Consider the following 22604-nt stretch of genomic DNA (forward strand, 5'->3'; position numbering starts at 1 on the left):
TGGCTGCGCGCGGCGGGCTGCATGGTGGCAAAGTCGCGGCCGCGCGTCATCAATAAAGGGTCGATTGTAGCGTTTGTGGCGCCCTCTGGCCCAAGCGATTGCAGCGATACCTGTAAATTGCGGCAAAAAACTGCATATATACAAGCAGAATGCCCCATGCTGATGTTTTCGTGCACCAACATGGACATGCTGTCCTGATAATATCGTGAAACGCGCCGGCACGGGCACACTGCCTGCCAGCGTATTGTTCCGGGCAGCAAACCAGTATAATTAACGCAGTCTGGGCGGCTTGGGTACTGGCCGTCCGTTTTGCTTTTCGATTCATTCTATTCATTCTTAACGCGGTTCCGCCGCCATCCTGCTCATGCTCGCCCAACAGAAACAAGAAATCATCGCCCTGTTCCAGGCCGCCCTCGCTCCCGTCCTGGCCGGCACTTCGCTAGCGCCTGCCGTGGTGCTCGAGCGACCACGCGATGCATCGCATGGCGACGTCGCCTGCAATATCGCCATGCAACTGGCCAAGCAGCTGAAACAGAATCCCCGTGAACTGGCGCAAACCATCGTTGCGGCCGTGCTGGCCAACCCGGCCGGCAAGGGCCTGGTCGAGGCAGTGGAAATCGCCGGTCCCGGCTTCATCAACGTGCGCGTGTCAAACGCCGCCAAGCAGGCCGTGGTGAAAACCATCCTGAGCGAAGCCGACGGCTATGGCCGCAGCACGGCAGGCGCCGGCAAGCAAGTCATCTTGGAATTCGTCTCGGCCAATCCGACCGGTCCGCTGCACGTGGGCCACGGCCGCCAGGCGGCCCTGGGCGACGCCCTGTCCTCGCTGTTCGACGCGCAAGGCTACCAGGTCACGCGCGAGTTCTACTATAACGACGCGGGCGTGCAGATCCAGACCCTGGCCAATTCCGTGCAGGCGCGTGCGCGCGGCTTCAAGCCGGGCGACGCCGAATGGCCAGAGTCCGCCTACAACGGCGACTATATCGCCGATATCGCCAACGACTTCAAGGCCGGCAAGACCGTCTCGGCCAGCGATGGCCAGCCGGCGTCGGCCAATGGCAACGTCGAAGACATCGATTCGATCCGCCCGTTTGCAGTGACTTACCTGCGCAACGAGCAGGACATCGACTTGCAGGCGTTTGGCGTGAAGTTCGACAATTACTACCTGGAATCGTCGCTGTACGCGGACGGCAAGGTCAATAGCGCCGTCGAAACCCTGATCAAGGCGGGCCACACCTACGAGCAGGATGGCGCGCTGTGGCTGCGCACCACCGACTTCGGCGACGACAAGGACCGCGTGATGCGCAAGACGGACGGCACCTACACGTATTTCGTACCGGACGTGGCGTATCACCTGGTGAAATGGCAGCGCGGCTTCGTGCAAGCCATCAATATCCAGGGCAGCGACCACCACGGCACCATCGCGCGCGTGCGCGCCGGCCTGCAGGCGGTCGACATGGGCATCCCGCAAGGCTACCCCGACTACGTGCTGCACAAAATGGTCACCGTCATGAAGGACGGCGAAGAAGTCAAGATTTCGAAGCGCGCCGGCTCCTACGTCACCGTGCGCGACCTGATCGAATGGTCGGGCGGCGGCGACATCGCCAAAGGCCGCGACGCCGTGCGCTTCTTCCTGATCTCGCGCAAGGCCGACACGGAATTCGTCTTCGACGTCGACGTGGCGCTGAAAACCACCGATGAAAACCCCGTCTATTACGTGCAGTACGCGCATGCACGCATCTGCCGCATCCTGGAAAACTGGGGCGGCGATGCCAGCACGGTCGCCAACGTCGACCTTTCCCCACTGACGGCACCGACCGAAGCAACCCTGCTGGCGACCCTGGCCGCCTACCCGGAAATGCTGGCGCGTGCGCAAGCGGAACTGGGGCCGCACCAGGTGGCGTTCTACCTGCGCGACCTGGCCGCCAACCTGCACAGCTTCTACTTCGCCGAAAAAGTGCTGGTCGAGGACGAAGCCGTCAAGATGGCCCGCCTGGCCCTCGTCATCGCCGCGCGCCAGGTACTGCGCAACGGCCTGGCACTGATCGGCGTATCCGCGCCAAACAAAATGTAATCGCGAAGGTCAAACCGTCAATGAATCACGCTTCCTCTTACGCCAGCCGCTTCTCTTCGACCCGGCGCCAGCAGGGCAATACCCTGGTCGGCATCATCATCGGCCTGGTCATCGGCCTGGGCATCGCCGTGGTGGTCGCCCTGGTGATCACCAAGGGCGCCTCGCCCTTCACCGACAAGTCGGGCAAGGCCGGCAAATCGACCGAACCGACGGCCGGCCAGATCGCCGACCCGAACAAGCCGATGTACGGCAACAAGGAAGCGGCCAAGGAAGCGGCGCGCGACTTCTCCAAGGAGCCGCGCGAGATCGTCACGCCGACGCAGCCAGCCGCACCGGCACCGGCGCCAGCGCAGCAGCCGAAGGCGCCGCCGCCGGACGCGCTGCAGGAATTGATCGGTACCTTGAAGGACAAGCCGGCGCCGAAAACGCCGGCGGCAGCACCAGCAGCGCCGCAAGCCAAGGCCGACGTGAAAGAAGCCAAGGCCGATGCAGCCAGCGACAAATGGATTTATTATCTGCAGGCCGGCGCCTTCCATGACATGTCGGACGCCGAAAGCACGCGCGGCAAACTGGCGCTGCTCGGCTTCGAAGCGGCCATCAGCGACCGCAGCACCGACGCCGGCGTGCTGCACCGCGTGCGCGTCGGACCGTTCAACCAGCTCGAAGCGATGAACCGCGCGCGCACGAAACTGTCTGAAAATGGCATCGACGTCGCCGTCGTCCGCAACCAAAAATAAGGAACCAGCATGCGTTTTCTGAAGAACATCCTGATCGCCGTCGCACTGTGCACGGCCGCCATGGGCGCATCGGCCTCGCCGGCCGAGCCGAAAAACGGCGTCGAGTACGAAACCCTGCCCACGCCGCAGGCGACGGAAGCGGGCAAGAAAATCGAAGTGACGGAATTCTTCGCCTATTACTGCCCGCATTGCAACGTGCTCGAACCGCAATTGGCGGCCTGGGTCAAGAAGCAGGGCGACAACATCGTCTTCAAGCGCGTGCACGTGTCGCGTGATGACAGCGTGGCGCCGCAGCAGCGGCTGTTCTTCACCCTGCAAGCCATGGGCCTGGTCGACAAGCTGCACACCAGTGTCTTCCACGCCATGCACGTGGAACGCAACCGCCTGAACACCGACGACGCCGTTTTCGATTTCGTCGCCAAACAGGGCGTAGACCGCCAGAAATTCATCGACACCTACCGTTCCATGGGTGTCTCGGCCCGCGTGCGCCGCGCGGACGCCATGATGCAAGGTTATAACGTGACGTTCTGGCCCATGATCGCCATCGATGGGCGCTACATCACCTCGCCGTCGCAAGCCGATCAGGGCAGCAAGTCGGCCAAGAACGAAGAGCAGCTGAACGGCCAGGCGCTCAGCGTGATGGACGCGCTGGTCGCGAAAGCCAAAGCGGAAAAGAAATAAGCATGGCCACTTCCCTGGCGCGCCCGGGTATCGTCTGATGCAACGCGTGCTTTACAGCGTATTCATCACGGGCGCGTCGAGCGGCTTGGGCGCCGCCCTGGCGCTGCAGTACGCGCGCCAGGGCGCCCATCTGGGCTTGCTGGCCCGCCGCGGCGACACCCTGCAGCAACTGATCGCCTCCCTGCCCCACCCTGAACGCCACCGCGCCTACGCCGTCGATGTGTGCGACCACGCCGCCCTGAAAAGCGCGGCCGCCGACTTCATCGCCCATGCCGGCGGCATCGACGTCGTCATCGCCAGCGCCGGCGTGTCCTACGGCACCTTGAGCGAACACGCGGAAGACCTGGACGCCTTCGCGCGTTTGATGGCCATCAACGTCACGGCCACCGTCGCCACCTTCGCGCCCTTCATCGCCACCATGAAAAGCCAGGGCAGCGGACGCCTGGTGGGCATCGGCAGCGTGGCCGGCATCCGCGGCCTGCCCGGCGCAGAAGCCTACAGCGCCTCGAAAGCGGCCGTCATCAGCTACTGCGAATCGCTGCGCCTGGAACTCAAGCCGGCTGGCGTCAAGGTCGTCACCATCACGCCCGGCTACATCGACACGCCGATGACGCGCCACAACGCCTACCGCATGCCCTTTTTGATGCTGGCCGAAAAATTCGCCGCACGCGCCGCGCGCGCCATCGCCGACGGCGACAGCTACCGCGTGATCCCGTGGCAGATGGGCGTCGTCGCCAAGCTGCTGCGCGCGCTGCCCAATGCCGTCTACGACCTGGCCTTCGCCAACGCGCCGCACAAGGCGCGCAGCAAGCCATCCGGCGACAGCCAGTAAAACCATATCCTCCCCATGACGAAGCACTCAGACCTGAACAGCGCGGCCATCGCCGCCCATTGCGCCACGGGCGCCTCCCACGTGGCCATTGAAGTGGTCGACGAAACGGGATCGACCAACGCCGACCTGCTGGCGCGCTGCGCCACCCTGGCCGGCCCCACCCTGCGCATCGCCGGCCAGCAGACGGCCGGACGCGGGCGCGCCGGACGGCCATGGGTGTCGCAGGCGGACGCCAGCCTGATGTTCTCGCTGGCCTGGCGCTTCAAGGGGCCGCTGCATCAGCTGGTCGGCTTGCCGCTGGCCGTCGGCGTGGCGCTGGCCGAGACCATGTCCTCGCTGGGCGTGCCGGTACAACTGAAATGGCCGAACGATCTGCTCAAGGATGGCCATAAACTGGCTGGCATCCTCGTCGAGACGCAGCAGGCGCCCGATGGCGCCGTGTGGGCTGTAATCGGCTGCGGCATCAATCTGCTGATGCCCGATGTGCTGGAACGGCAGATCGGGCGCAGCGTTTCGGCCGTGCCCTGGCTGGCGCAGATGGAGCGCAATACCCTGGTGGCGGCCCTGCTCAGCCGCCTGGCCGGCATGCTGGCCGAATTCGACGACACGGGCTTCGCGCCGTTTGCCGAACGCTGGAACGCGCTGCACGCGTGGCAGGGCCAGCACGTGAAAATTCTCGACAACGGCCAGCTGCTGCAGCAAGGCGTGGCGGCCGGCGTGGACCAGCTGGGCCGCCTGCTGCTGCGCACCGATGGCGGGCTGCAGGAAATCATGTCCGGCGACGTGTCCTTGCGCCTGCTGGGGGAGTAAGCACATGCTGCTGCTGATCGACGCCGGCAATACGCGCATCAAATGGGCACTCGTGGCCGCCGGTAGTGCCGCCGGCGGCTGGCTGGCCAGCGGCGCCGTCGCGCATGCGCAGATCGACACGCTGGCCGCGCAATGGGCGACACTCGCCATTCATGAGGTGCTGCTGTCGAACGTGGCCGGCACCAATATCGGCACGCGCCTGCGCGCCATGCTGCCAGTCGCGGCCCGCGACTTTGCCTCGCTGCCGCAGCTGGCAGGGCTGACGAACGGCTACCGCACGCCATCGCAGCTGGGCTGCGACCGCTTTGCCGCCGCCATCGGCGCGCACGCGCTGGCGCCTGGCCAGGCCGTCATCGTCGCCAATTGCGGCACCGCCACCACCATCGACGCCATCACGGCAGATGGCGTTTTCCTCGGCGGGATGATCTTGCCGGGACTGGGATTGATGGCCAGCTCGCTGGCGCGCAATACGGCGCAACTGCCGCAAATCGCCAGCGACGCCGCGCTGCCGGCCGGCTTTGCCGACAACACGGACGACGCCATCCTCTCCGGCTGCCTGGCGGCCCAGGCGGGCGCCATCGAGCGGGCCGTGCGCATGCACGGCGCCAGTGCCTGTCTGTTGTCGGGCGGCGCCGCAGCACGCATCGCGCCGGCCCTGGCGCTGGCGGTACCGCTGCACCTGGTCGATAATATCGTCATGCTCGGCCTGCAGGCGGCTGCGCGCGCCGGGGCCGCAGGAACACAAGGAAACCACGTATGCTGAAATTCGTCTTCTGGCTGCTGGCCGGCGTCAACCTGCTGGTGCTGGCCATCGGCCAGGGTTATCTGGGCAGTTTTCGCACGGAGACGCGCGAGCCGGCGCGCCTGAAAAACCAGCTGCAAGCGAATAAACTCAGCTTGCTGACGCAGGAGCAGGCCACGGCGTCCGCCGCGCCGCCAGCCGCCGAGGGAGTGGTAGCGGCGGCCGCACCAGCGCCGCCGCCATCGTATGCGTGCACGGAAGTGGGCAATTTCCTGCTGGCGGACGGGCGCCGCTTCGAGGCGCAAGTGGCGGCACTGGGCCTGGGCGACCGCCAGTCGCGCCGCAACGTGGCCGGCCAGGATATTTCCAGCTACATGGTGTACATCCCGCCGCAGGGCAGCAAGGAAGGCGCCGACCGCAAGGCCGGCGAATTAAAGCAGCTGGGCGTGACGAATTACTTCATCATGAATGAAAGCAGCCCGCTGCGCTGGGGCATTTCACTGGGCGTGTTCAAGTCGGAAACCAGCGCGCAAAGCCAGCTGGCATCGCTCAACAAACAGGGCGTGCACAGCGCCCGCGTCGCACCGCGCTACAGCGCCAGCAAGCAGCTCGCTTACCAGTTCCGCGACCTCGACGCCGCCACGCGCGCGCGGCTGGCCGAGATCACGAAGCAGTTCGAAGAACAGGAACTGCGCTCCTGTAAATGACACGTGGCAATCGCGTCGGATTACGGCGCCTTGCGCCTAATCCGACCTACGCTTATCTTTCGATGACGATGGGCTTGATGCCTGTCGATTCCGGTAAATTCGCCGCCGCCCGTGCCGCCTCGGCGCGGCTGGAAAATGGTCCGCCGTACAGGCGGAACAGGTTACCGGCCTGCACCACGCCGAGGGACCCCAGGCCCGCCGCATACGGCGCCAGGCGCGAACGTCCCGATTCCGCATTGTCGGCGCGCGAGTAGGCGCCCAGCTGCAGATAAAAGCCGCTGGCCAGCGCCGCCGGTGCCGGCATGGCCACCGTCGCATCGACGGGCAGCATCTGCGACGACACTTCCGGCTGCACCACGGCGCCCGTTTCCACGGGCGTATCGATGGAGATGGCGACCACGGAAGGCACCGGCTTCGGCGCCGCACGGGCCGCCAGGATGGCGTCGATATCGGCCGGCAGCAGCCGTTCGACGACCACCTGGTGGCTGCCCTTGCCAAGGAAGCCCAGTTTCAGCGCCGCCGTGTAGGACACGTCGATCACGCGCGTGGCGTGGAACGGGCCGCGGTCATTGATGCGCACGATCACCTGCTCGCCGCTGTCGATGCTCGTCACGCGCGCATACGACGGAATCGGCAAGGTCGGATGGGCCGCCGTCATCTTGTACATATCGTAGATTTCGCCCGACGAAGTGCGCTGGCCATGGAATTTCTTGCCATACCAGGTACCCGTACCCTTCTGCTTGAAAGGTTCGTTGTCGGTGATCGGCGTGTACGTCTTGCCGAAGACGACATAGGGGCGGTTCGAGCGCGTCGAATACGGCTCGTTGCGCACTTCCGCGTCGGGCACGTCGCGCAGGTTGGCCGGCGGATTGTCGCCCGGGCCATCATCCTTGTAGTAGCCGCCGCGCCCGGAGCCGGCCGCCGGCAATACCGGCAGGGTGGGATCCTGGCGCACGGGCACCTTGACCTTGCCGCCGGATGGCAGCGGCACGTTATTCGATGCGGGCTTTTGCGGCGTGGTGCCGCAGGCGGCCAGGGTCAGCAAAGCGGCCAGGCTCAATCCGCGCATGGCGAAGGTCTCGAAAGGCGCGCGCATCAGGTCTGCACCAGCTTGCGGTGGCGCTGAATGCTCATCAGGATACCGGTGGCCACGCCCAGGGTCAGCAGCGCGGTGCCGCCATAACTGAGGAATGGAAGGGGCACGCCGACCACCGGCACGATGCCGCTGACCATGCCCATGTTGACGAAGGCGTAAGTAAAGAAAATCATAGTGATCGCTCCTGCCAGCAGGCGAGTGAAAAAACTGGGGGCGTTGGCGGCGATCATCAGCCCCCGTCCCACCAGCAGCAAATACATCAGCATCAGGATCAAGTTACCGACCAGGCCGAATTCCTCGGAATACACGGCAAAAATAAAATCGGTCGTGCGTTCCGGAACAAACTCCAGGTGGGCTTGCGTGCCGTGTGTCCAGCCCTTGCCCGTCATGCCGCCGGAACCGATGGCGATGATGGACTGGATGATATGGAAGCCCTTGCCCAGCGGGTCCTTGGTCGGGTCGACCAGCATCATCACGCGGTCGCGCTGGTAATCATGCAGGTGCGACCAGGCGATCGGCAGGCAGGAAACAAAGGTAATCAGCAAGCCGGCCAGCACCTTCCAGGACAGGCCAGCCAGGAAGATGACGGTAAAGCCGGCCGCCACCACCAGCAGCGCCGTGCCCAGGTCGGGCTGGCGCGCGATCAGGTAGACGGGCGCCAGCAGCAGCACGGCCGCCATCAGGAACGATTTCCAGCGCAGGGCGCCCGCATTGTGCTGGAAGAACCAGGCCAGCATCAGCGGTGTGGCGATCTTCAGGAATTCGGACGGCTGGATGTCGATCACGCCGATATGCAGCCAGCGCCGCGCACCAAGCTTGATGGTGCCGAACAGCGCCACGGCCACCAGCAAGATCACCGATACTGTGTACGCCGGCACGGCGATGCGCATCATCATCTGCGGCGTGACGTTGGCCGCCACCCACATGACGAAAAAGCACAGCAGGATGTTGCGCAGGTGGTCCTCGATCTTGCCCGGGATGCCGATGCTGGCCGAGTACAGGGTCAGCAAGCTGGTACTGAGCAGCATCAGGATGATGATCATCAGTGGCGGATCGAACACCGCCAGATAGGGTTTGGCGCGCCGCCACAGCGAGCGCCTCTCGTTAATGGGCATGTGCTTCCTTATTGCCTGGCAGGAGTCGCCGGGGCGGCCTGCTCGTCAGTGATTTCTTCCAGGGTGCGCACTTCGTCGACATCTTCCTTGGGCACCTTGGTGGTGTCTTTTTCCTTGTCGCTCGGACGCTTGCCCAGCAGGTAGTAGTCGAGCGCCTTGCGCGCGATCGGCGCGGCAACGCCGGCGCCGAAGCCCGCGTTTTCCACCACGATGGCAATCGCGATGCGCGGCTTGTCTGCCGGCGCGAACGCCGTAAACAAGGCGTTGTCACGCAGGCGTTCGGCCAGCAGCTTGGCATTGTACTTCTCGTTTTTCTTGATGCCCACCACCTGCGCCGTCCCCGTCTTGCCGCCCACCGTGTACTGCACGCCGGTGAAGATGCGCGCGGCCGTGCCGCCCTGTTCGCTGGTCACGCCGACCATGGCGCGCTTGATGACGTCGATGTTTTCCTGCTTGAGCGCGATGCGGTAGCTTTCCTTGGGTACCGTCAGAGTGCGCGCGCGCGTGGCCGCGTCTTCGATGATTTTCACCAGATGCGGCTTCATCACCACGCCGTTGTTGGCCAGGTTGGCCGTCGCGTGGGCGATCTGCAGCGGCGTGTAGGAGTTGTAGCCGGAACCGTTACTCACCGAAATCGTGTCGCCGCCCACCCATTTTTTCTGCTGTGGCGTCTTGAAGCGGTTGCGCTTCCATTCCGTCGACGGCAGCACGCCCGTCTTTTCGTTATTCAGGTCGATACCCGTCAGCTGGCCGAAACCGAACGGCTTCATGAAGTCGTGGATGGCGTCGATGCCCATGTCGCGGCCCAGTTGATAGTAATAGGTGTTGCACGAGACGACGATGGACTTGTGCATGTCCACCGTGCCGTGACCGCCCACCTTGTCGTCGCGGAAGGTATGGCCGCCGAGGATGAAGAAACCGGGATCGGAAATCGCCTGGCTTGGCGTGCGCTTGCCCAATTCGAGCGCGGCCAGCGCCATGAAGGGCTTGAAGGTCGAGCCGGGTGCGTAGGTGCCGGACAGGGGACGGTTGACCATCGGCCGGTCCAGCGAGGTATTGAGTTCATTCCAGCTTTGCTGGTCGATGCCGTCGACGAACAGGTTGGGGTCGTAGCCTGGCTTGGAGACGTAGGCGAGGATGTCGCCCGTGGCCGGGTCGATGGCCACGGCCGCGCCGCGCCATTCGCCGAACGCTTCCTCGACCACTTTTTGCAGTTCGATGTCGATCGACAGGATCAGGTTATTGCCAGGGGTGGCCGCCGTGCGCGACAGGGTGCGCATGGCGCGCCCGCCGGCCGACACTTCCACCTCTTCGTAGCCGGTGGTGCCATGCAGCTGCTTCTCGTAGCTTTTTTCCAGGCCTTCCTTGCCGATATGGTCGGTGCCATTGTAGTTGGCCGCGTCCTCGCCCTCTTCCAGCGCCTTGGCTTCGTTGCGGTTGATGCGGCCGATGAAGCCCACCACGTGCGAGGCCACCTCGCCCATCGGATACTGGCGGAACAAGCGTGCCTGCACCTCGACGCCGGGGAAGCGGAAACGCTGCGCCGTGAAGCGCGCCACTTCCTCGTCCGTCAAACGCGTGCGCAGCGGCACGCTGACGAAGTTCTTCGATTCTTCCAGCAGCTTCTTGAAACGGCGGCGGTCCTTGATGTCGATCTGCACCAGGGTCGACAGCTCGTCGATCACGGAATCAAGGCTGGCGCTCAATTTCGATGGCGTGATTTCCAGCGTATAGGCCGAGTAATTGCGCGCCAGGACCACGCCATTGCGGTCGAGGATCAGGCCGCGCGTGGGCACGATGGGCACCACGGCGATGCGATTGTCCTCGGCCTTGGTCGCATAGTCCTCGTGCTTGATCACCTGCAGCCAGATGAAGCGCGCCAGCAGCAGCGAAAAGCAGACGAAGACAAGCGCGCCCAGGATGGTCAGGCGCATGCGGAAAAAATGCAGTTCGCGCTCGGTGTTCTTGAGTTCAGTCATGGCAGGCGCTCGTCAGATCGGCCGGTTATGGTCGCGGTCCACGGCGCGGCGCTGCGGCGCCAGCAAGATCCACGTCACAAAAGGCCACAGGGCCACGGCGACGAAGCTCTCGATGAAATTGAGCCAGCCGGGGAAGCGGCCCGAGACGATCAGCCGCGTCAGCAATTGCAGCGCCTGCGTCAGCAGCAGCAGCGGCAGCACGTGCAGCGCCTGCGTCAGGATGGGGAACCACAGCACGCGGCGGTGCATCATGATGGCGAAGTACGACAGCAAGGTGTAGGCCAGCGCATTCTCGCCCAGCAGGGTCGAGTCGTGCACGTCCATCATGAGGCCCATGAAGAACGCCACGCCGATGCCGACCTTGCGTGGCTGGTGGATGCCCCAGAAGACCAGCACCAGGGCGACGAAATCAGGCACGCCGACGAACTGCCCCCACGGCAGCAAATTCAGCAAAAAAGCGCACAGCAGGGAAAACCCGATGAACAGGGGGCTGACCGGCAGCAGGATGTAATGCGGGCGGTTCATCGTGTCGCTTCCTTCGGTGGCACGGCGGCGGGTGCGGGCGCTGGCGTCGCAGGTTTTGCGGGCGCGGGCGCAGCCGCGTTGGCGGCAGGCGGCTTGGCGGCCGGCGTGGCGGCTGGTACCGCAGCGGCGGCCTCCTTGGCAGGGTCCTTGATCGGCGCCATCTTGCCGGCGATCTTGCGGCCCGTCTTGACATCTTCAGCGGGCGGGCGCGGCGGAATTTCCGGCGACGTCATCAGGATGAGCAGCTGGGTGTTGCGTTCGATGCCGGCCAGCGGCTGGCACACGACGCGGCCGAACGGGCCATGCGCATTGCGCTCGACCAGGGTCACGCGCGCCACGGCCAGGCCGGCAGGATACAGGCCGTCGAGGCCCGAGGTAATGACGATGTCGCCGATCTGGATGTCGGCGCTGGGGGCCGTGAAGCGCAGCTCCATGGTGCCGGACTTGCCGCGCCCGATGGCCACGCTGCGCACGCCATTGCGCAGCAGCTGCACGGGAATGGCCTGCTCTTCATCCGTCAAGAGAGTCACTTCGGAGGTGAACGGGAACACGCGCGTGACCTGCCCCACCACACCGAGGTTGTCGATCACGGGGCGGCCCAGTTCCACGCCATGCTGGATACCGCGATCGAGCACGATCTTGCGCGTGGCCGAATCGCGCGTGTCGTACAGCACTTCAGCCATCATGGTCTTGACGGGCACGCGCTCGCGCGCTTCCATCAATTTGCGCAAGTGGTTGTTTTCAACGATGTTGAGCTGCGCCTGCTGCAGGATCTGCGCCGAGGCGATTTGCTCATGCTTTAGGTCGCGCACCTGTTTTTCCAGGGCAGACAACGAAGAAAAGTAGTTGCCGACACCGACCGCCACGTCGCGCGGCACCAAGGCCGCCATCTGCACCGGATACAGCACGGTGCCGACTGCCTGGCGCACGGCCGTCAGCGCGTGCATGCGCGAATCGACCAGCAGCAGGGCGATAGAAATGCCGGCGAACACCATCATCTTGACGCGGGCGGAGGCGCCTTGTTTGAAAAGTGGCGGAGGACTGTATTCCATGACTTCCAATGATCAGGCCAGGCGCAGTGCGCCAACGTGCAGGCCCCGGTCAAACGCCGGCGCCAAAACCAAAGCCGGAGACCCGCTCTCCGGCCCGTTGATCCGATTATTCGTAGGAGAAGATCGAGCCGAGCTTGTCCATACGTTCCAGTGCCATCCCGGAACCGCGCACCACGCAGGTGAGCGGATCCTCGGCCACCAGCACCGGCAGGCCGGTTTCCTCCATCAGCAGGCGGTCCAGGTCGCGCAGCAGTGCGCCGCCGCCCGTCAGCATCATGCCTTTTTCGGCGATGTCGGCGCCCAGTTCCGGCGGCGTCTGTTCCAGCGCGTTCTTCACGGCCGAGACGATGTTGTTCAGCGGGTCGGTCAGCGCTTCGAGGATCTCGTTGCTGGAGATGGTGAACGAACGCGGGATGCCTTCGGACAGATTGCGGCCCTTGACTTCCATTTCCTTCACTTCCGAACCCGGGAAAGCCGAACCGATGGCCTTCTTGATGGCTTCAGCCGTCTGTTCGCCGATCAGCATGCCGTAGTTGCGGCGGATGTAGTTGACGATGGCTTCATCGAATTTATCGCCGCCGACGCGCACGGAACCCTTGTAGACCATGCCGCCCAGCGAGATGATGCCCACTTCGGTGGTGCCGCCGCCGATGTCGACCACCATCGAGCCGGTCGCTTCGGACACGGGCAAGCCCGCGCCGATGGCCGCTGCCATCGGTTCTTCGATCAGGTACACCTGCGAGGCGCCGGCGCCCAGGGCCGATTCGCGGATCGCGCGGCGTTCGACCTGGGTCGAACCGCACGGCACGCAAATGATGATGCGCGGCGATGGACGGAAGAATTTCGAGTCGTGCACCATGCGGATGAATTGCTTGAGCATTTGCTCGGTCACGGTGAAGTCGGCGATCACGCCATCTTTCATCGGACGAATCGCTTCGATATTGCCCGGCACTTTGCCCAGCATCTGCTTGGCTTCCTTGCCGACTGCCTGAATGGTCTTCTTGCCATTCGGACCGCCTTCCTGGCGGATGGCGACAACGGATGGCTCGTCCAGGACGATACCGAGGCCGCGTACATAAATAAGGGTGTTGGCCGTGCCCAAGTCAATGGCCAGATCGGTGGAGATATACCTGCGTAAAAAACCAAACATGAGTGTCCTGTAGCGCATCGAGCTGCGCAAAAGCTGTTTATGGGGAGTTTCAAAGCGGGCGCTTTCAGGCACCCTGAAAATCCGTGGAGGCGATTTTTTCGGGTTTCGCTTGGCGCTTGCGCAATCTTTTCTATGCTGCGGCAGCGGTCCATCAGCGCCGGCAACGCATTAACCCGCCATTCTACCTTATAATTTGAATGCGATTTGCTCAAAAACCATGGAAAAGTGCGACTCTTGCAGCCGCGAGTTACGCGGCATTCCTCGATTTTTGTGAGCAAAATAGCAGTAAATACCCGCGTTTTATCAAAACGCCAACTTAATACTAATGCGCGGCACTCCGCGCCATTCGCCATGTCCCTGACACTCTCCGACGTAAAACGCATCGCCCACCTGGCCCAACTTGAAATGGCCGACGACCAGGCCGTCACGTCTTTGGCCCAATTGAACAAGATTTTTGCACTCGCGGAACAAATGCAAGCTGTCAATACCGATGGCGTGGCGCCCCTGAGCCACCCACTGGCCGCCCACATGGACAATATCGCCCTGCGCCTGCGCGAAGACATCGCCACGGAACAAAACCGCCGCGACGCCTACCAGGCCGTGGCGCCGAAGGTACAGGATGGCCTGTATCTCGTGCCAAAAGTGATCGAGTAACTGCGCCACTCCATGCTGTTGCCTTCCCGTCGAATATCAAAATAGAAACGCCATGCATACAAAATCCATCAAACAGCTGTCCACGCTCTTGCAGAACAAGGAAATTTCCGCCGTTGCACTGGCGACGCATTTCCTCGACCGCATCGCAGCGGACAACTCGAACGCCTTCTTGCACGTCGACCGTGCCCTGACCTTGGCGCAAGCTGCCGAAGCGGATGCACGCATCGCCGCCGGCACGGCCACGCCATTGACGGGCGTGCCGATCGCGCACAAGGACTTGTTCGTCACGAAAGGCTGGCGCACGACGGCCGGCTCGAAAATGCTGGCCGACTACGCCAGCCCGTTTGACGCCACCGTGGTGGAGAAATTCCAGGCGGCCGGCATGGTCACCCTGGGTAAAGTTAACTGCGATGAATTCGCCATGGGCTCCGGCAACGAGAATTCGGCCTTCGGCGCCGTGCAGAACCCGTGGGACAAGCACGCCGTGCCAGGCGGCTCGTCGGGCGGCTCGGCCGCCGCCGTCGCGGCAGGCCTGACACCGGCGGCCACCGGCACCGACACGGGCGGCTCGATCCGCCAGCCGGCCGCGTTCTGCGGCATCACCGGCATCAAGCCAACGTATGGCCGCGTCTCGCGCTTCGGCATGATCGCCTTTGCCTCGTCGCTCGACCAGGGCGGCCCGATGGCCCGCTCGGCCGAAGACTGCGCCCTGCTGCTCACGGCCATGGCCGGGTTCGATGAGCGCGACTCGACCAGCCTGTCGCCGGAACAGGGCGGCGTGGCGGAAGATTTTTCGCGCAGTCTGGATGAACCCCTCACGGGCCTGCGCATCGGCGTGCCGCGCGAATACTTCGGCGAGGGCCTGGCCAAGGACGTGGAAGCGGCCGTGCGCGGCGCGCTGGCGCAGTATGAAAAGCTGGGCGCCACCCTGGTCGACATCTCGCTGCCGAACACCGCCTTGTCGATTCCCGCCTACTACATGATCGCCCCGGCCGAAGCGTCGTCGAACCTGTCGCGCTACGACGGCGTGCGCTATGGCCACCGCGCCACCGAGTACAAGGATTTGCAGGACATGTACAAGAAGTCGCGCGCGCAGGGCTTCGGCCCGGAAGTGCAGCGCCGCATCATGGTCGGCACCTATGTGCTGTGCCACGGCTACTACGACGCCTACTACCTGAAAGCGCAAAAGATCCGCCGCCTGATCGCGCAGGATTTCGACGCCGTCCTGAATGGCCCGAACTCCGTCTGCGACGTCATCATGGGACCTGTCGCGCCGACCGTCGCCTGGGACCTGGGCGACAAGACGGACGACCCGGTGGCGAACTACCTGGCCGACATCTACACCCTGTCGACCAGCCTGGCCGGCCTGCCCGGCATGTCGATCCCTTGCGGCTTTGGCGAAGGCGAGAAAAACGGCAAGCGCCCCGTCGGCCTGCAAATCATCGGCAATTACTTTGGCGAAGCCAGGCTGCTGAACGTCGCCCACCAGTTCCAGCAAGTGACGGACTGGCATACGCGCAGCCCTGCCGGTATTTAATAAGAACAGACGCGCCGCCCAGGCGGCGCCACCAAAAAATAAGCGAGAACACTATGCAATGGGAAGTCGTCATCGGTCTTGAGAACCACGTGCAGCTCACGACCGAATCCAAAATTTTCAGCGGTTCGCCGATCAAGTACGGCGCCGACGCCAACACGCAAGCGAGTCCCGTCGACCTGGCGCTGCCAGGCGTGCTGCCGGTGATGAACAAGCAAGCCGTCGACCGCGCGATCCGCTTCGGCCTGGCCGTGGGCGCCACCGTCGCGCCGCACTCGGTCTTCGCGCGTAAAAACTATTTTTATCCGGATTCGCCCAAGGGTTACCAGATCAGCCAGTTCGAAGACCCCGTCGTCATCGGCGGCGCCCTGACCTTCGGCTATGAGAAGGATGGCGAATTCGTCACCAAGACGGTCAATCTGACGCGCGCCCACCTGGAAGAAGACGCCGGTAAATCCCTGCACGAAGACTATGCAGGCATGAGCGGCATCGATTTGAACCGCGCCGGCACGCCGCTGCTGGAAATCGTCTCGGAACCGGAAATCCGCAGCGCCGCCGAAGCCGTGGCCTACGCCAAGGCCCTGCACTCGCTGGTCATGTGGCTGGGCGTTTGCGACGGCAACATGCAGGAAGGCTCGTTCCGCTGCGACGTCAACGTCTCCGTGCGCCCTGTCGGCCAGAAGGAATTCGGCACCCGCTGCGAAATCAAGAACCTGAACTCCTTCCGTTTCATCGAAGAAGCCGTGCACGTCGAAGTGCGCCGCCAGATCGAGCTGATCGAAGACGGCGGCAAGGTCGTGCAGGCGACGCGTTTGTACGATCCGGACCGCAAGGAAACGCGCGAAATGCGCAGCAAGGAAGACGCCCAGGATTACCGCTACTTCCCGGACCCTGACCTGCCGCCGCTGGTCATCTCGCAAGCGTGGATCGACACGGTCAAGGCGTCGATGCCGGAACTGCCGGCCGCCATGCGCGCCCGTTTCATCAGCGAATACGCGCTGCCTGACTACGATGCGCTGGTGCTGACGCAGTCGAAAGCCATGGCCACCTATTTCGTCGCCGTGGTCGACAAAGCCGGCAAGGAAAACGCCAAGGCCGCCGCCAACTGGCTGATGGGCGACGTATCGTCGACCCTGAACCGCGAAGGCGTGGACCTGGGCGACGCCCCCGTCTCCGCCGCGCAGCTGGCCGCCATGCTCAAGCGCATCGCCGACGGCACCATCTCGAACAAGGCGGCGAAAGAAGTCTTCGCCGGCATGTGGGAAGCGAAGTCCAGCGACGAGAACCTGGTCGACGCCATCATCGACGCCAAGGGCCTGAAGCAGATTTCGGATACTGGCGCCCTGGAAGCCATCGTCGATGAAGTGCTGGCGGCGAACGCCAAGTCAGTGGAGCAGTACCGCGCCGGCAAGGAAGCGGCCATCAACGCGCTGATCGGCCAGGCCATGAAAGCGTCCAAAGGCAAGGCCAATCCGGCCCAGCTGACGGAGCTGCTGAAGGCCAAGCTGGCGGGCTGACCGTCCGCTTGAAAAAAAAGGACGCCACGGCGTCCTTTTTTTATGCGCAACAGGCATGTTTTTCGTCTTTACGGGACGCCGGCTGCAGCCGCGTCAGCGGGCTTGCGACAGAAGAATGAACTGAACACCGTGGCGACGTCCCGGCACACCATGAGTGGCAAGGCTTGCTGCGTATCGTCGTCATGCACACTGACACCGCAGCCTCCCAGAGAGAAGAACCCGCCTGCTTTGTCATCCGTCCGCAAGGTGTATTTACGCCCTTCCTGCAGCTGGGCAGCAAAGGAAATCGAACACTCGTGGGAGGACCCCAAAGGATAATTCACGAAAAAATGCGATACGCCAGCCGGCAGCCTCGTCACTACTGGATTGGATTGGTAATCCTTATTGAAACTGGCCAGCGTAAAACTGCGCTGGGCCGCCCATTTTCCATCCGCAGCAAAATCGACCTCGTTACGCCACACGACAGCCACTTTCCTCGACCCCGTGAAAATGGGCTTGATGGTCAGGGTAGTCGAAGGTTGCGCCGGATTCGGCAATATATATCGGGGGTGCGGCGCCGTATTAATGCATCCTGCCAGAAGCAAGGCACAGCTTGTCGACAGGATTGCTGCTTTCATTGTCATGGGGAGAGTTGGGCCTGGCTCAGCGAGGCTTAATAAATAGATGGATTAACAGGCAGCGGCCAGACAGGCCAAACTGTACTCCTGGCGAAATTGGCAATGATTATATAGTAATTTCTCAAACGCAACTAATTTCTGTCATTCTATCCAATGACTTGCGCCCACGCCGCTGCCGGACATGAAGTATATCGGTATGTCTAGTTCATATCAGCTTTAAAAACGGCACTTTTCGCCAGTCTGAAAATTAAAGTATACATTTTTGTCTACAAGGTTTAATCTAGCCTTATTGAATTTCAGGCAAGAGGAAAACCGCATGACCAAGATGCACGATATCCCGAAACCGACGGCGGCCGAACTCGATCTGCTGCAGGCACTGTGGCCGCTGGGCGCTGCCACGGCCAAGCAGGTGCACGAGGCGATGGCGCTGGCCAAGCCAGCCATCACGTACGGCACCGTGCTGCGCCTGATGCAGATCATGCACACCAAGGGCTTGCTGATCCGCGACGAAAGCCAGCGCTCGCACGTGTATGCGCCGGCGCAGGCGCAGGACAGCTTGCAGGCGAACCTGCTCAAGGAATTGATGCAGAAGGCCTTTGCCGGTTCGGCCAAGGCGCTGGTGCTGGCGGCGCTGCGCACGGGCGTGTCGCGCGCCGAACGCGAAGAAATCGAAAAAATGCTCAAGGACGATCAGTCATGAGCGGCTTCGTGCCGGCGCTGGGCTGGACCCTGCTGCACTTCCTGTGGCAAGGCTTGCTGATCGGTTGCGCCACGGCGCTGGCGTGGGCGGCCCTGCGCAATGCGCGTCCGGAAGCGCGCTACGCCGTCGGTTGCGGCGCCCTGCTGGCCTGCCTGGCATGGCCGGCGGCGGGCCTGTCTCTGCGCCTGGCCGGCGGCGACGCCACGAGCGCCCTGTACTCCAGCGCCTTGCTGCCGCCCGCCCTGCTGGCACCTGACAGCCTGCCCGACCTGGACTTGCTGCTGCGCGCCATCGTCGGCGTGTGGGCCCTGTGCGCCGCCGTGCTGGCCGTGCGCATGGCGCTGGGCATGCTGTGGATAGAGCGCAGCGCAAGGAACACGGGCGCCACGCATGGACCACTGCAGGCAAGGCTGTCGCACATGGCGCACGATGCCGGCGTGACGCGGCCCGTGCGGCTGCGCGTGCTCGACAACATCACCAGCCCGCTCACTGCCGGCATCTGGCGCCCCATGGTGCTGGTGCCCGCCGCGCTGTTGACCGGCATGCCGCCGCACCTGCTCGACGCGCTGCTGGCACACGAACTGGCGCACATCCGGCGCCACGATTATCTGATCAACCTGCTGCAAAACGCCATCGAGGCGCTGCTGTTCTTCCACCCTGCCGTCTGGTGGATTTCACGCGGCGTGCGCCTCGAACGCGAACACATTGCAGATGATTTCGCAGCAAGACAACTGGGCGAACCGCGGCGTCTGGCTCTTGCACTCTCGGAACTGGAACGTCTCCAGTTCTCAACCCACCACCTGGCCCAGGCGGCCAACGGAGGAGATCTTATGTCACGTATCAAACGATTGCTGCGCCCCGCACCACACACCCTGAACTGGAAGGCGGCCGTGCCGCTGCTGGCACTGGCCGGCGCCTGCCTCGGCATCTACGGCCAGGCCGTCGCCGCCGACAGCGCGCCCGTACTGGAGCGCCGCCCCGTCATCGACTTTGGCGTCTGCAACAAGCCGGTCTGGCCAGCAGCATCGCGGCAGGCGAAGGAAGAGGGCACGGTCAACATGTCCTTCGACGTGGATGCGGCCGGCAAGGTAACGGGGTCGAGCGTCGTCAAAAGCAGCGGCCATCCGGCCCTCGATGAGGCGGCGCGCAGCGGCATCGCCAAGTGCACGTTCAAGCCGGCCCTCGCTGGCGGCAAGCCTGTCAGCGCCAGCGTCAAGGTGCAATACGTCTGGCGCCTGAACTAAGGCAGGAGCGGCGGCGTTGCAACATTGCTGCAGCGCTGCCGCCGCCCGCTTGCGGGTATGATCATGGATTCTTCCACGCACCTGTGAACACGCCATGAACAAGATCAAAACCGGCCTGGTCGGCTACGGCTTTGCCGGCTCCACCTTCCACGCTCCCGTCCTGTCCACCATCGATGCCCTGGAACTGACGGCCGTCGCCTCCAGCAAGCCGGAGCTCGTGCACAAGGATTGGCCGCAAGCGACCGTATATGCGGAACCCGCGCAGCTGTTTGCCGATCCGTCCATCGAACTGGTCGTCATCGCCGCGCCCAATGAAGCGCATTTCAGCCTGGCGCAGGCGGCCCTGCAGGCGGGCAAGCACGTGGTGGTCGACAAGCCATTTACCATTTCCAGCGTTGAAGCACAGAGCCTGATCGCGCTGGCGAAAGAGCGCAAGCTGGTGCTCAGCGTGTACCACAACCGGCGCTGGGATGGCGATTTCCTCACCCTGAAATCGCTGCTGGCACAGGGCACCCTGGGCCGCATCGCCAGCGTCGAATCGCACTTCGACCGTTTCCGCCCCGAGATCCGCCAGCGCTGGCGCGAGTCCGGCGCACCCGGCGGCGGCTTGCTGTACGACCTGGGTCCGCACATGCTGGACCAGGCCATGCAGCTGTTCGGCATGCCGGAAAAGCTGTACGCCGATATCGCCCTGCAGCGCGATGGCGCGCAAGCCGTCGACTACATGCACATTGTGTTGTACTACGACCGGCTGCGCGTGGTGCTGCAAGCGGGCTGCCTTGTAAAAGCGCCGACGGCGCGCTTCGCCGTGCATGGCGATAAAGGCAGTTTCGTGAAGTTTGGCCTCGACCCGCAGGAAGACGCCCTGAAGGCGGGCGGCAGGCCGGGCCAGCCCGGCTGGGGCACGGATCCCGTGCGCGGCGCGCTGCATTTGGGCGCGCAGCCGGACGGGCATTGTGAACACCTGGAGATGCAGGCGGGCCGCTACCAGGACTTTTACCAGGGCATGGCCGACGCCATCCGCCATGGCGCAGCGGCGCCCGTGGCGGCCGAAGATGCGGCGGCAACGATACGCCTGATCGAACTGGCGCTGCAAAGCGCCGCCGAAGGGCGCGTACTCGCGGTCAGCTGATCGGGCTGCCGTCGCCCATCAAGGCCGGCCCTGGTTCGTTCCCGCCGGCCAGACCAGTTCCACCCGCGCAGAACTGCCTGCCTTGACCTGCACCTTGCGCTCCAGCGTCTTGCCGGCCAGGGTGGCGCTCAGGCTGTAGCTGCCCGGCGCCAGTTTCGCCAGCAGGAACGGTCCGCTGGCCGTCGTTTCCAGCACTGGCGCGCCCTTGGCGTCGCGTATGGTCAGCTTCACGTCGGAGGCAAATTCCGCCTTGCCCGCCGCCTGCACGGAAAACACGAGGCTCAAAGGCCAGTGCCGGCTGGCGCTCTTGATGGCCGTCGATTCATCGAGGCCGATGCCGCCGCTTAGGTATTCCACCGCCCCGCTTTTCTGCACGGGCGGCAGTGCGCTGTCGCTTTGCGCCTGCGCCGCACTTCCCAGCAACAGCCCGGCGGCCAGCATTGCCGCCGCCAGGGTCAGGGTACCGCGTCTGTCTGGTGCCATCTCACTCTCCTCATGTCGGTTGAATCAAGATAGGAAGCGCAGCTTAAACAAGACTTAGCCCCGTATCAGCGCCGGCGCATGGCCTCGGCGATCTTCTGGTCCGTCTTGTACTGGCTCAGCGAGTACACGGCCCAGATCGCCGCCGGCAGCCAGCCGATCAGGGTGATTTGCAGGATCAGGCAAATGATGCCGGCGATCGGACGGCCGATGGTGAAAAAGGTCAGCCACGGGAGTATCAGGGCAATCAGCAAGCGCATCGTTCATTCCTTGAGTATTCCCCTGTGCCGCGGGGACCGGGCCGGCATGCGCCGGCGGTAAATTCAGTGAATCCGATTATAACGATACTGGCGCCTCACGGCGCTACGGGTGCCAGCAGTTTCTCCATCCACGCCAGGATGGCGGCGAAGATTGCGTCGCGGTTCACTTCATTGAAATTCTCGTGATAATTGGCCGGATAGTAGTGATAGTCGAGCAGGCCATCGGGCACGCTGCGCAGCATGCTTTCCGTGGCGCGGCTGTCGGCCAGCTTGTCGTCGCCGGCCACCACGGCGAACAGGGGGAAGCGCCAGCCGGACAAGCCGCCCGCCAGCTCCTTTTGCGCCGACGTCAAGGCATGGGCAAAACGCACCGACGCGGCACTGGCGCGGATGCCGTCACGCTCATCCTGGAAATGGCGCGCCGTGATGGTTTGATCGTGCGTCAGCAGCATGGTCAGGTTCCCCAGCGGCACCTTCATCGTCGGGAAGCGCTGCGCCAGCCAGCCCGACAGCATCTGCAGCACCTTCGGCACGGGAATCGCATTCACGTAATACGGCGACGAGATGATGAAGCCTTTGATCGCCGGATCGCCGGCAAAGCGCCACAAGCCCAGGTGCGTGGCAATCAGGCCGCCCATCGAGTGGCCCATGACGAAGATAGGCACGCCTGGATACGTGGCCTTGACCCACGCGAGGAACAACTCCTCGTCGTCGAGGAAGGCATCGAACGAAGGGATATCGACCTTGCGCTGGCCATCGTGGCCCACCATGTCGAAGCTGACGGTGGCGATGCCGTGCTGGCGGAAATACAGCGCCGGCGTGACGTAGTCGCCCGCATGCGCCATGCCGCCGTGGATCGCCAGGATCACGGCACGTGGTGGCGCTGCTGGCTGCCAGATGTGGATCGGCCGTTCGACCTGGTCGCTGCACCGCAGGCTGGCCATCTTGTCTTCTGAAAAACGCATC

23 protein-coding genes are annotated in these 22604 nt (G+C 63.6%); 13 read left to right on the plus strand and 10 right to left on the minus strand.

Annotated features, from left to right (window positions below):
* Nucleotides 1-364: 364 nt before the first annotated feature.
* Genes argS through KO539_RS22885 form a run of 7 tightly spaced genes read left to right on the plus strand, consistent with a single transcriptional unit; the run spans nt 365 to nt 6583 of the window.
* Nucleotides 365-2074: an arginine--tRNA ligase gene (argS, locus tag KO539_RS22855; RefSeq protein WP_219311905.1), complete on the plus strand. Its 1710-nt coding sequence runs from the start codon at nt 365-367 to the stop codon at nt 2072-2074.
* Between the two features lie 20 nt (nt 2075-2094).
* On the plus strand, nt 2095-2811 hold the full coding sequence (locus KO539_RS22860; RefSeq protein WP_099403353.1) for an SPOR domain-containing protein: 717 nt from the start codon (nt 2095-2097) through the stop codon (nt 2809-2811).
* Between the two features lie 9 nt (nt 2812-2820).
* Complete coding sequence (locus KO539_RS22865; protein ID WP_219311907.1) at nt 2821-3492, plus strand: thiol:disulfide interchange protein DsbA/DsbL; 672 nt, start codon at nt 2821-2823, stop codon at nt 3490-3492.
* A 37-nt stretch (nt 3493-3529) separates the two neighbouring features.
* Nucleotides 3530-4324 carry an SDR family oxidoreductase gene (locus tag KO539_RS22870; protein WP_219311909.1) on the plus strand — a complete coding sequence of 265 codons (795 nt, stop codon included), beginning with the start codon at nt 3530-3532 and terminating at the stop codon, nt 4322-4324.
* Between the two features lie 15 nt (nt 4325-4339).
* Nucleotides 4340-5134 carry a biotin--[acetyl-CoA-carboxylase] ligase gene (locus KO539_RS22875; protein ID WP_219311911.1) on the plus strand — a complete coding sequence of 265 codons (795 nt, stop codon included), beginning with the start codon at nt 4340-4342 and terminating at the stop codon, nt 5132-5134.
* 4 nt (nt 5135-5138) lie between these two features.
* The gene (locus tag KO539_RS22880) at nt 5139-5897 is read left to right on the plus strand and encodes a type III pantothenate kinase (protein ID WP_219311913.1); all 759 of its coding nucleotides are present in this window, start codon (nt 5139-5141) and stop codon (nt 5895-5897) included.
* Nucleotides 5891-6583 (plus strand): SPOR domain-containing protein, encoded by a 693-nt coding sequence (locus tag KO539_RS22885; RefSeq protein ID WP_219311915.1) that lies wholly within the window; start codon nt 5891-5893, stop codon nt 6581-6583. The genes KO539_RS22880 and KO539_RS22885 overlap by 7 nt, the downstream gene beginning before the upstream one ends.
* Nucleotides 6584-6635: 52 nt before the next feature.
* On the opposite strand, the gene KO539_RS22890 is transcribed toward KO539_RS22885, so the two are convergent.
* From KO539_RS22890 to KO539_RS22915, 6 genes are all read right to left on the minus strand, one after another.
* On the minus strand, nt 6636-7679 hold the full coding sequence (locus KO539_RS22890) for a septal ring lytic transglycosylase RlpA family protein (protein ID WP_219311917.1): 1044 nt from the start codon (nt 7677-7679) through the stop codon (nt 6636-6638).
* Nucleotides 7679-8794, minus strand: coding sequence for a rod shape-determining protein RodA (rodA, locus tag KO539_RS22895; protein ID WP_219311919.1), 1116 nt, complete (start codon nt 8792-8794; stop codon nt 7679-7681). Before rodA ends, KO539_RS22890 begins: the two co-directional genes overlap by 1 nt.
* Before the next feature lie 8 nt (nt 8795-8802).
* Nucleotides 8803-10773, minus strand: a complete 1971-nt coding sequence (mrdA, locus tag KO539_RS22900) for a penicillin-binding protein 2 (protein ID WP_219311921.1) — start codon at nt 10771-10773, stop codon at nt 8803-8805.
* A 12-nt stretch (nt 10774-10785) separates the two neighbouring features.
* A complete protein-coding gene (gene mreD, locus KO539_RS22905; RefSeq protein WP_035824494.1) occupies nt 10786-11298 on the minus strand; it encodes a rod shape-determining protein MreD in 513 nt (170 codons plus the stop codon).
* Nucleotides 11295-12350, minus strand: coding sequence for a rod shape-determining protein MreC (gene mreC, locus KO539_RS22910; RefSeq protein WP_219311923.1), 1056 nt, complete (start codon nt 12348-12350; stop codon nt 11295-11297). The genes mreD and mreC overlap by 4 nt, the downstream gene beginning before the upstream one ends.
* 106 nt (nt 12351-12456) lie before the next feature.
* A complete protein-coding gene (locus KO539_RS22915; RefSeq protein ID WP_010393186.1) occupies nt 12457-13500 on the minus strand; it encodes a rod shape-determining protein in 1044 nt (347 codons plus the stop codon).
* 351 nt (nt 13501-13851) lie between these two features.
* Here KO539_RS22915 and gatC point away from each other — a divergent pair, with 351 nt between their 5' ends.
* Genes gatC through gatB form a run of 3 tightly spaced genes read left to right on the plus strand, consistent with a single transcriptional unit; the run spans nt 13852 to nt 17205 of the window.
* Nucleotides 13852-14154, plus strand: a complete 303-nt coding sequence (gatC, locus tag KO539_RS22920) for an Asp-tRNA(Asn)/Glu-tRNA(Gln) amidotransferase subunit GatC (protein WP_034784699.1) — start codon at nt 13852-13854, stop codon at nt 14152-14154.
* A gap of 52 nt (nt 14155-14206) precedes the next feature.
* Complete coding sequence (gene gatA / locus KO539_RS30315) at nt 14207-15691, plus strand: Asp-tRNA(Asn)/Glu-tRNA(Gln) amidotransferase subunit GatA (protein WP_374106476.1); 1485 nt, start codon at nt 14207-14209, stop codon at nt 15689-15691.
* Between the two features lie 38 nt (nt 15692-15729).
* Nucleotides 15730-17205, plus strand: coding sequence for an Asp-tRNA(Asn)/Glu-tRNA(Gln) amidotransferase subunit GatB (gene gatB, locus KO539_RS22925; protein WP_374106477.1), 1476 nt, complete (start codon nt 15730-15732; stop codon nt 17203-17205).
* 68 nt (nt 17206-17273) lie between these two features.
* Here the strand turns inward: gatB and KO539_RS22930 are convergent, their stop codons facing one another.
* A complete protein-coding gene (locus KO539_RS22930) occupies nt 17274-17828 on the minus strand; it encodes a hypothetical protein (protein WP_158300227.1) in 555 nt (184 codons plus the stop codon).
* A 310-nt stretch (nt 17829-18138) separates the two neighbouring features.
* Here KO539_RS22930 and KO539_RS22935 point away from each other — a divergent pair, with 310 nt between their 5' ends.
* From KO539_RS22935 to KO539_RS22945, 3 genes are all read left to right on the plus strand, one after another.
* Nucleotides 18139-18522: a BlaI/MecI/CopY family transcriptional regulator gene (locus tag KO539_RS22935; RefSeq protein WP_219311926.1), complete on the plus strand. Its 384-nt coding sequence runs from the start codon at nt 18139-18141 to the stop codon at nt 18520-18522.
* Nucleotides 18519-19766, plus strand: coding sequence for a M56 family metallopeptidase (locus KO539_RS22940; RefSeq protein WP_219311928.1), 1248 nt, complete (start codon nt 18519-18521; stop codon nt 19764-19766). The genes KO539_RS22935 and KO539_RS22940 overlap by 4 nt, the downstream gene beginning before the upstream one ends.
* 94 nt (nt 19767-19860) lie before the next feature.
* Nucleotides 19861-20898 (plus strand): oxidoreductase, encoded by a 1038-nt coding sequence (locus KO539_RS22945; protein WP_219311930.1) that lies wholly within the window; start codon nt 19861-19863, stop codon nt 20896-20898.
* A gap of 18 nt (nt 20899-20916) precedes the next feature.
* Here the strand turns inward: KO539_RS22945 and KO539_RS22950 are convergent, their stop codons facing one another.
* The 3 genes from KO539_RS22950 to KO539_RS22960 form a co-directional block, all read right to left on the minus strand.
* Nucleotides 20917-21381: a carboxypeptidase-like regulatory domain-containing protein gene (locus tag KO539_RS22950; RefSeq protein WP_219311932.1), complete on the minus strand. Its 465-nt coding sequence runs from the start codon at nt 21379-21381 to the stop codon at nt 20917-20919.
* Nucleotides 21382-21446: 65 nt separating this feature from the next.
* Entirely contained in the window at nt 21447-21638 is a 192-nt protein-coding gene (locus KO539_RS22955) for a YqaE/Pmp3 family membrane protein (RefSeq protein ID WP_035824477.1), read from the minus strand.
* A gap of 95 nt (nt 21639-21733) precedes the next feature.
* Nucleotides 21734-22603: an alpha/beta fold hydrolase gene (locus KO539_RS22960; protein WP_219311934.1), complete on the minus strand. Its 870-nt coding sequence runs from the start codon at nt 22601-22603 to the stop codon at nt 21734-21736.
* Between the last annotated feature and the right edge of the window lies 1 nt (nt 22604).

The sequence above is a fragment of the Janthinobacterium sp. NKUCC06_STL genome, assembly GCF_019345455.1.
GTDB classification, from domain to species: domain Bacteria; phylum Pseudomonadota; class Gammaproteobacteria; order Burkholderiales; family Burkholderiaceae_D; genus Janthinobacterium; species Janthinobacterium rivuli.

What these genes read in the sequence shown, in the direction of transcription:
- argS (WP_219311905.1), top strand. Translation starts at nt 365, where the DNA reads ATGCTCGCCCAACAGAAACAAGAAATCATCGCCCTGTTCCAGGCCGCC.
- KO539_RS22860 (WP_099403353.1), top strand. Translation starts at nt 2,095, where the DNA reads ATGAATCACGCTTCCTCTTACGCCAGCCGCTTCTCTTCGACCCGGCGC.
- KO539_RS22865 (WP_219311907.1), top strand. Translation starts at nt 2,821, where the DNA reads ATGCGTTTTCTGAAGAACATCCTGATCGCCGTCGCACTGTGCACGGCC.
- KO539_RS22870 (WP_219311909.1), top strand. Translation starts at nt 3,530, where the DNA reads ATGCAACGCGTGCTTTACAGCGTATTCATCACGGGCGCGTCGAGCGGC.
- KO539_RS22875 (WP_219311911.1), top strand. Translation starts at nt 4,340, where the DNA reads ATGACGAAGCACTCAGACCTGAACAGCGCGGCCATCGCCGCCCATTGC.
- KO539_RS22880 (WP_219311913.1), top strand. Translation starts at nt 5,139, where the DNA reads ATGCTGCTGCTGATCGACGCCGGCAATACGCGCATCAAATGGGCACTC.
- KO539_RS22885 (WP_219311915.1), top strand. Translation starts at nt 5,891, where the DNA reads ATGCTGAAATTCGTCTTCTGGCTGCTGGCCGGCGTCAACCTGCTGGTG.
- KO539_RS22890 (WP_219311917.1), bottom strand. Translation starts at nt 7,679, where the DNA reads ATGCGCGCGCCTTTCGAGACCTTCGCCATGCGCGGATTGAGCCTGGCC.
- rodA (WP_219311919.1), bottom strand. Translation starts at nt 8,794, where the DNA reads ATGCCCATTAACGAGAGGCGCTCGCTGTGGCGGCGCGCCAAACCCTAT.
- mrdA (WP_219311921.1), bottom strand. Translation starts at nt 10,773, where the DNA reads ATGACTGAACTCAAGAACACCGAGCGCGAACTGCATTTTTTCCGCATG.
- mreD (WP_035824494.1), bottom strand. Translation starts at nt 11,298, where the DNA reads ATGAACCGCCCGCATTACATCCTGCTGCCGGTCAGCCCCCTGTTCATC.
- mreC (WP_219311923.1), bottom strand. Translation starts at nt 12,350, where the DNA reads ATGGAATACAGTCCTCCGCCACTTTTCAAACAAGGCGCCTCCGCCCGC.
- KO539_RS22915 (WP_010393186.1), bottom strand. Translation starts at nt 13,500, where the DNA reads ATGTTTGGTTTTTTACGCAGGTATATCTCCACCGATCTGGCCATTGAC.
- gatC (WP_034784699.1), top strand. Translation starts at nt 13,852, where the DNA reads ATGTCCCTGACACTCTCCGACGTAAAACGCATCGCCCACCTGGCCCAA.
- gatA (WP_374106476.1), top strand. Translation starts at nt 14,207, where the DNA reads ATGCATACAAAATCCATCAAACAGCTGTCCACGCTCTTGCAGAACAAG.
- KO539_RS22930 (WP_158300227.1), bottom strand. Translation starts at nt 17,828, where the DNA reads ATGACAATGAAAGCAGCAATCCTGTCGACAAGCTGTGCCTTGCTTCTG.
- KO539_RS22935 (WP_219311926.1), top strand. Translation starts at nt 18,139, where the DNA reads ATGACCAAGATGCACGATATCCCGAAACCGACGGCGGCCGAACTCGAT.
- KO539_RS22940 (WP_219311928.1), top strand. Translation starts at nt 18,519, where the DNA reads ATGAGCGGCTTCGTGCCGGCGCTGGGCTGGACCCTGCTGCACTTCCTG.
- KO539_RS22945 (WP_219311930.1), top strand. Translation starts at nt 19,861, where the DNA reads ATGAACAAGATCAAAACCGGCCTGGTCGGCTACGGCTTTGCCGGCTCC.
- KO539_RS22950 (WP_219311932.1), bottom strand. Translation starts at nt 21,381, where the DNA reads ATGGCACCAGACAGACGCGGTACCCTGACCCTGGCGGCGGCAATGCTG.
- KO539_RS22955 (WP_035824477.1), bottom strand. Translation starts at nt 21,638, where the DNA reads ATGCGCTTGCTGATTGCCCTGATACTCCCGTGGCTGACCTTTTTCACC.
- KO539_RS22960 (WP_219311934.1), bottom strand. Translation starts at nt 22,603, where the DNA reads ATGCGTTTTTCAGAAGACAAGATGGCCAGCCTGCGGTGCAGCGACCAG.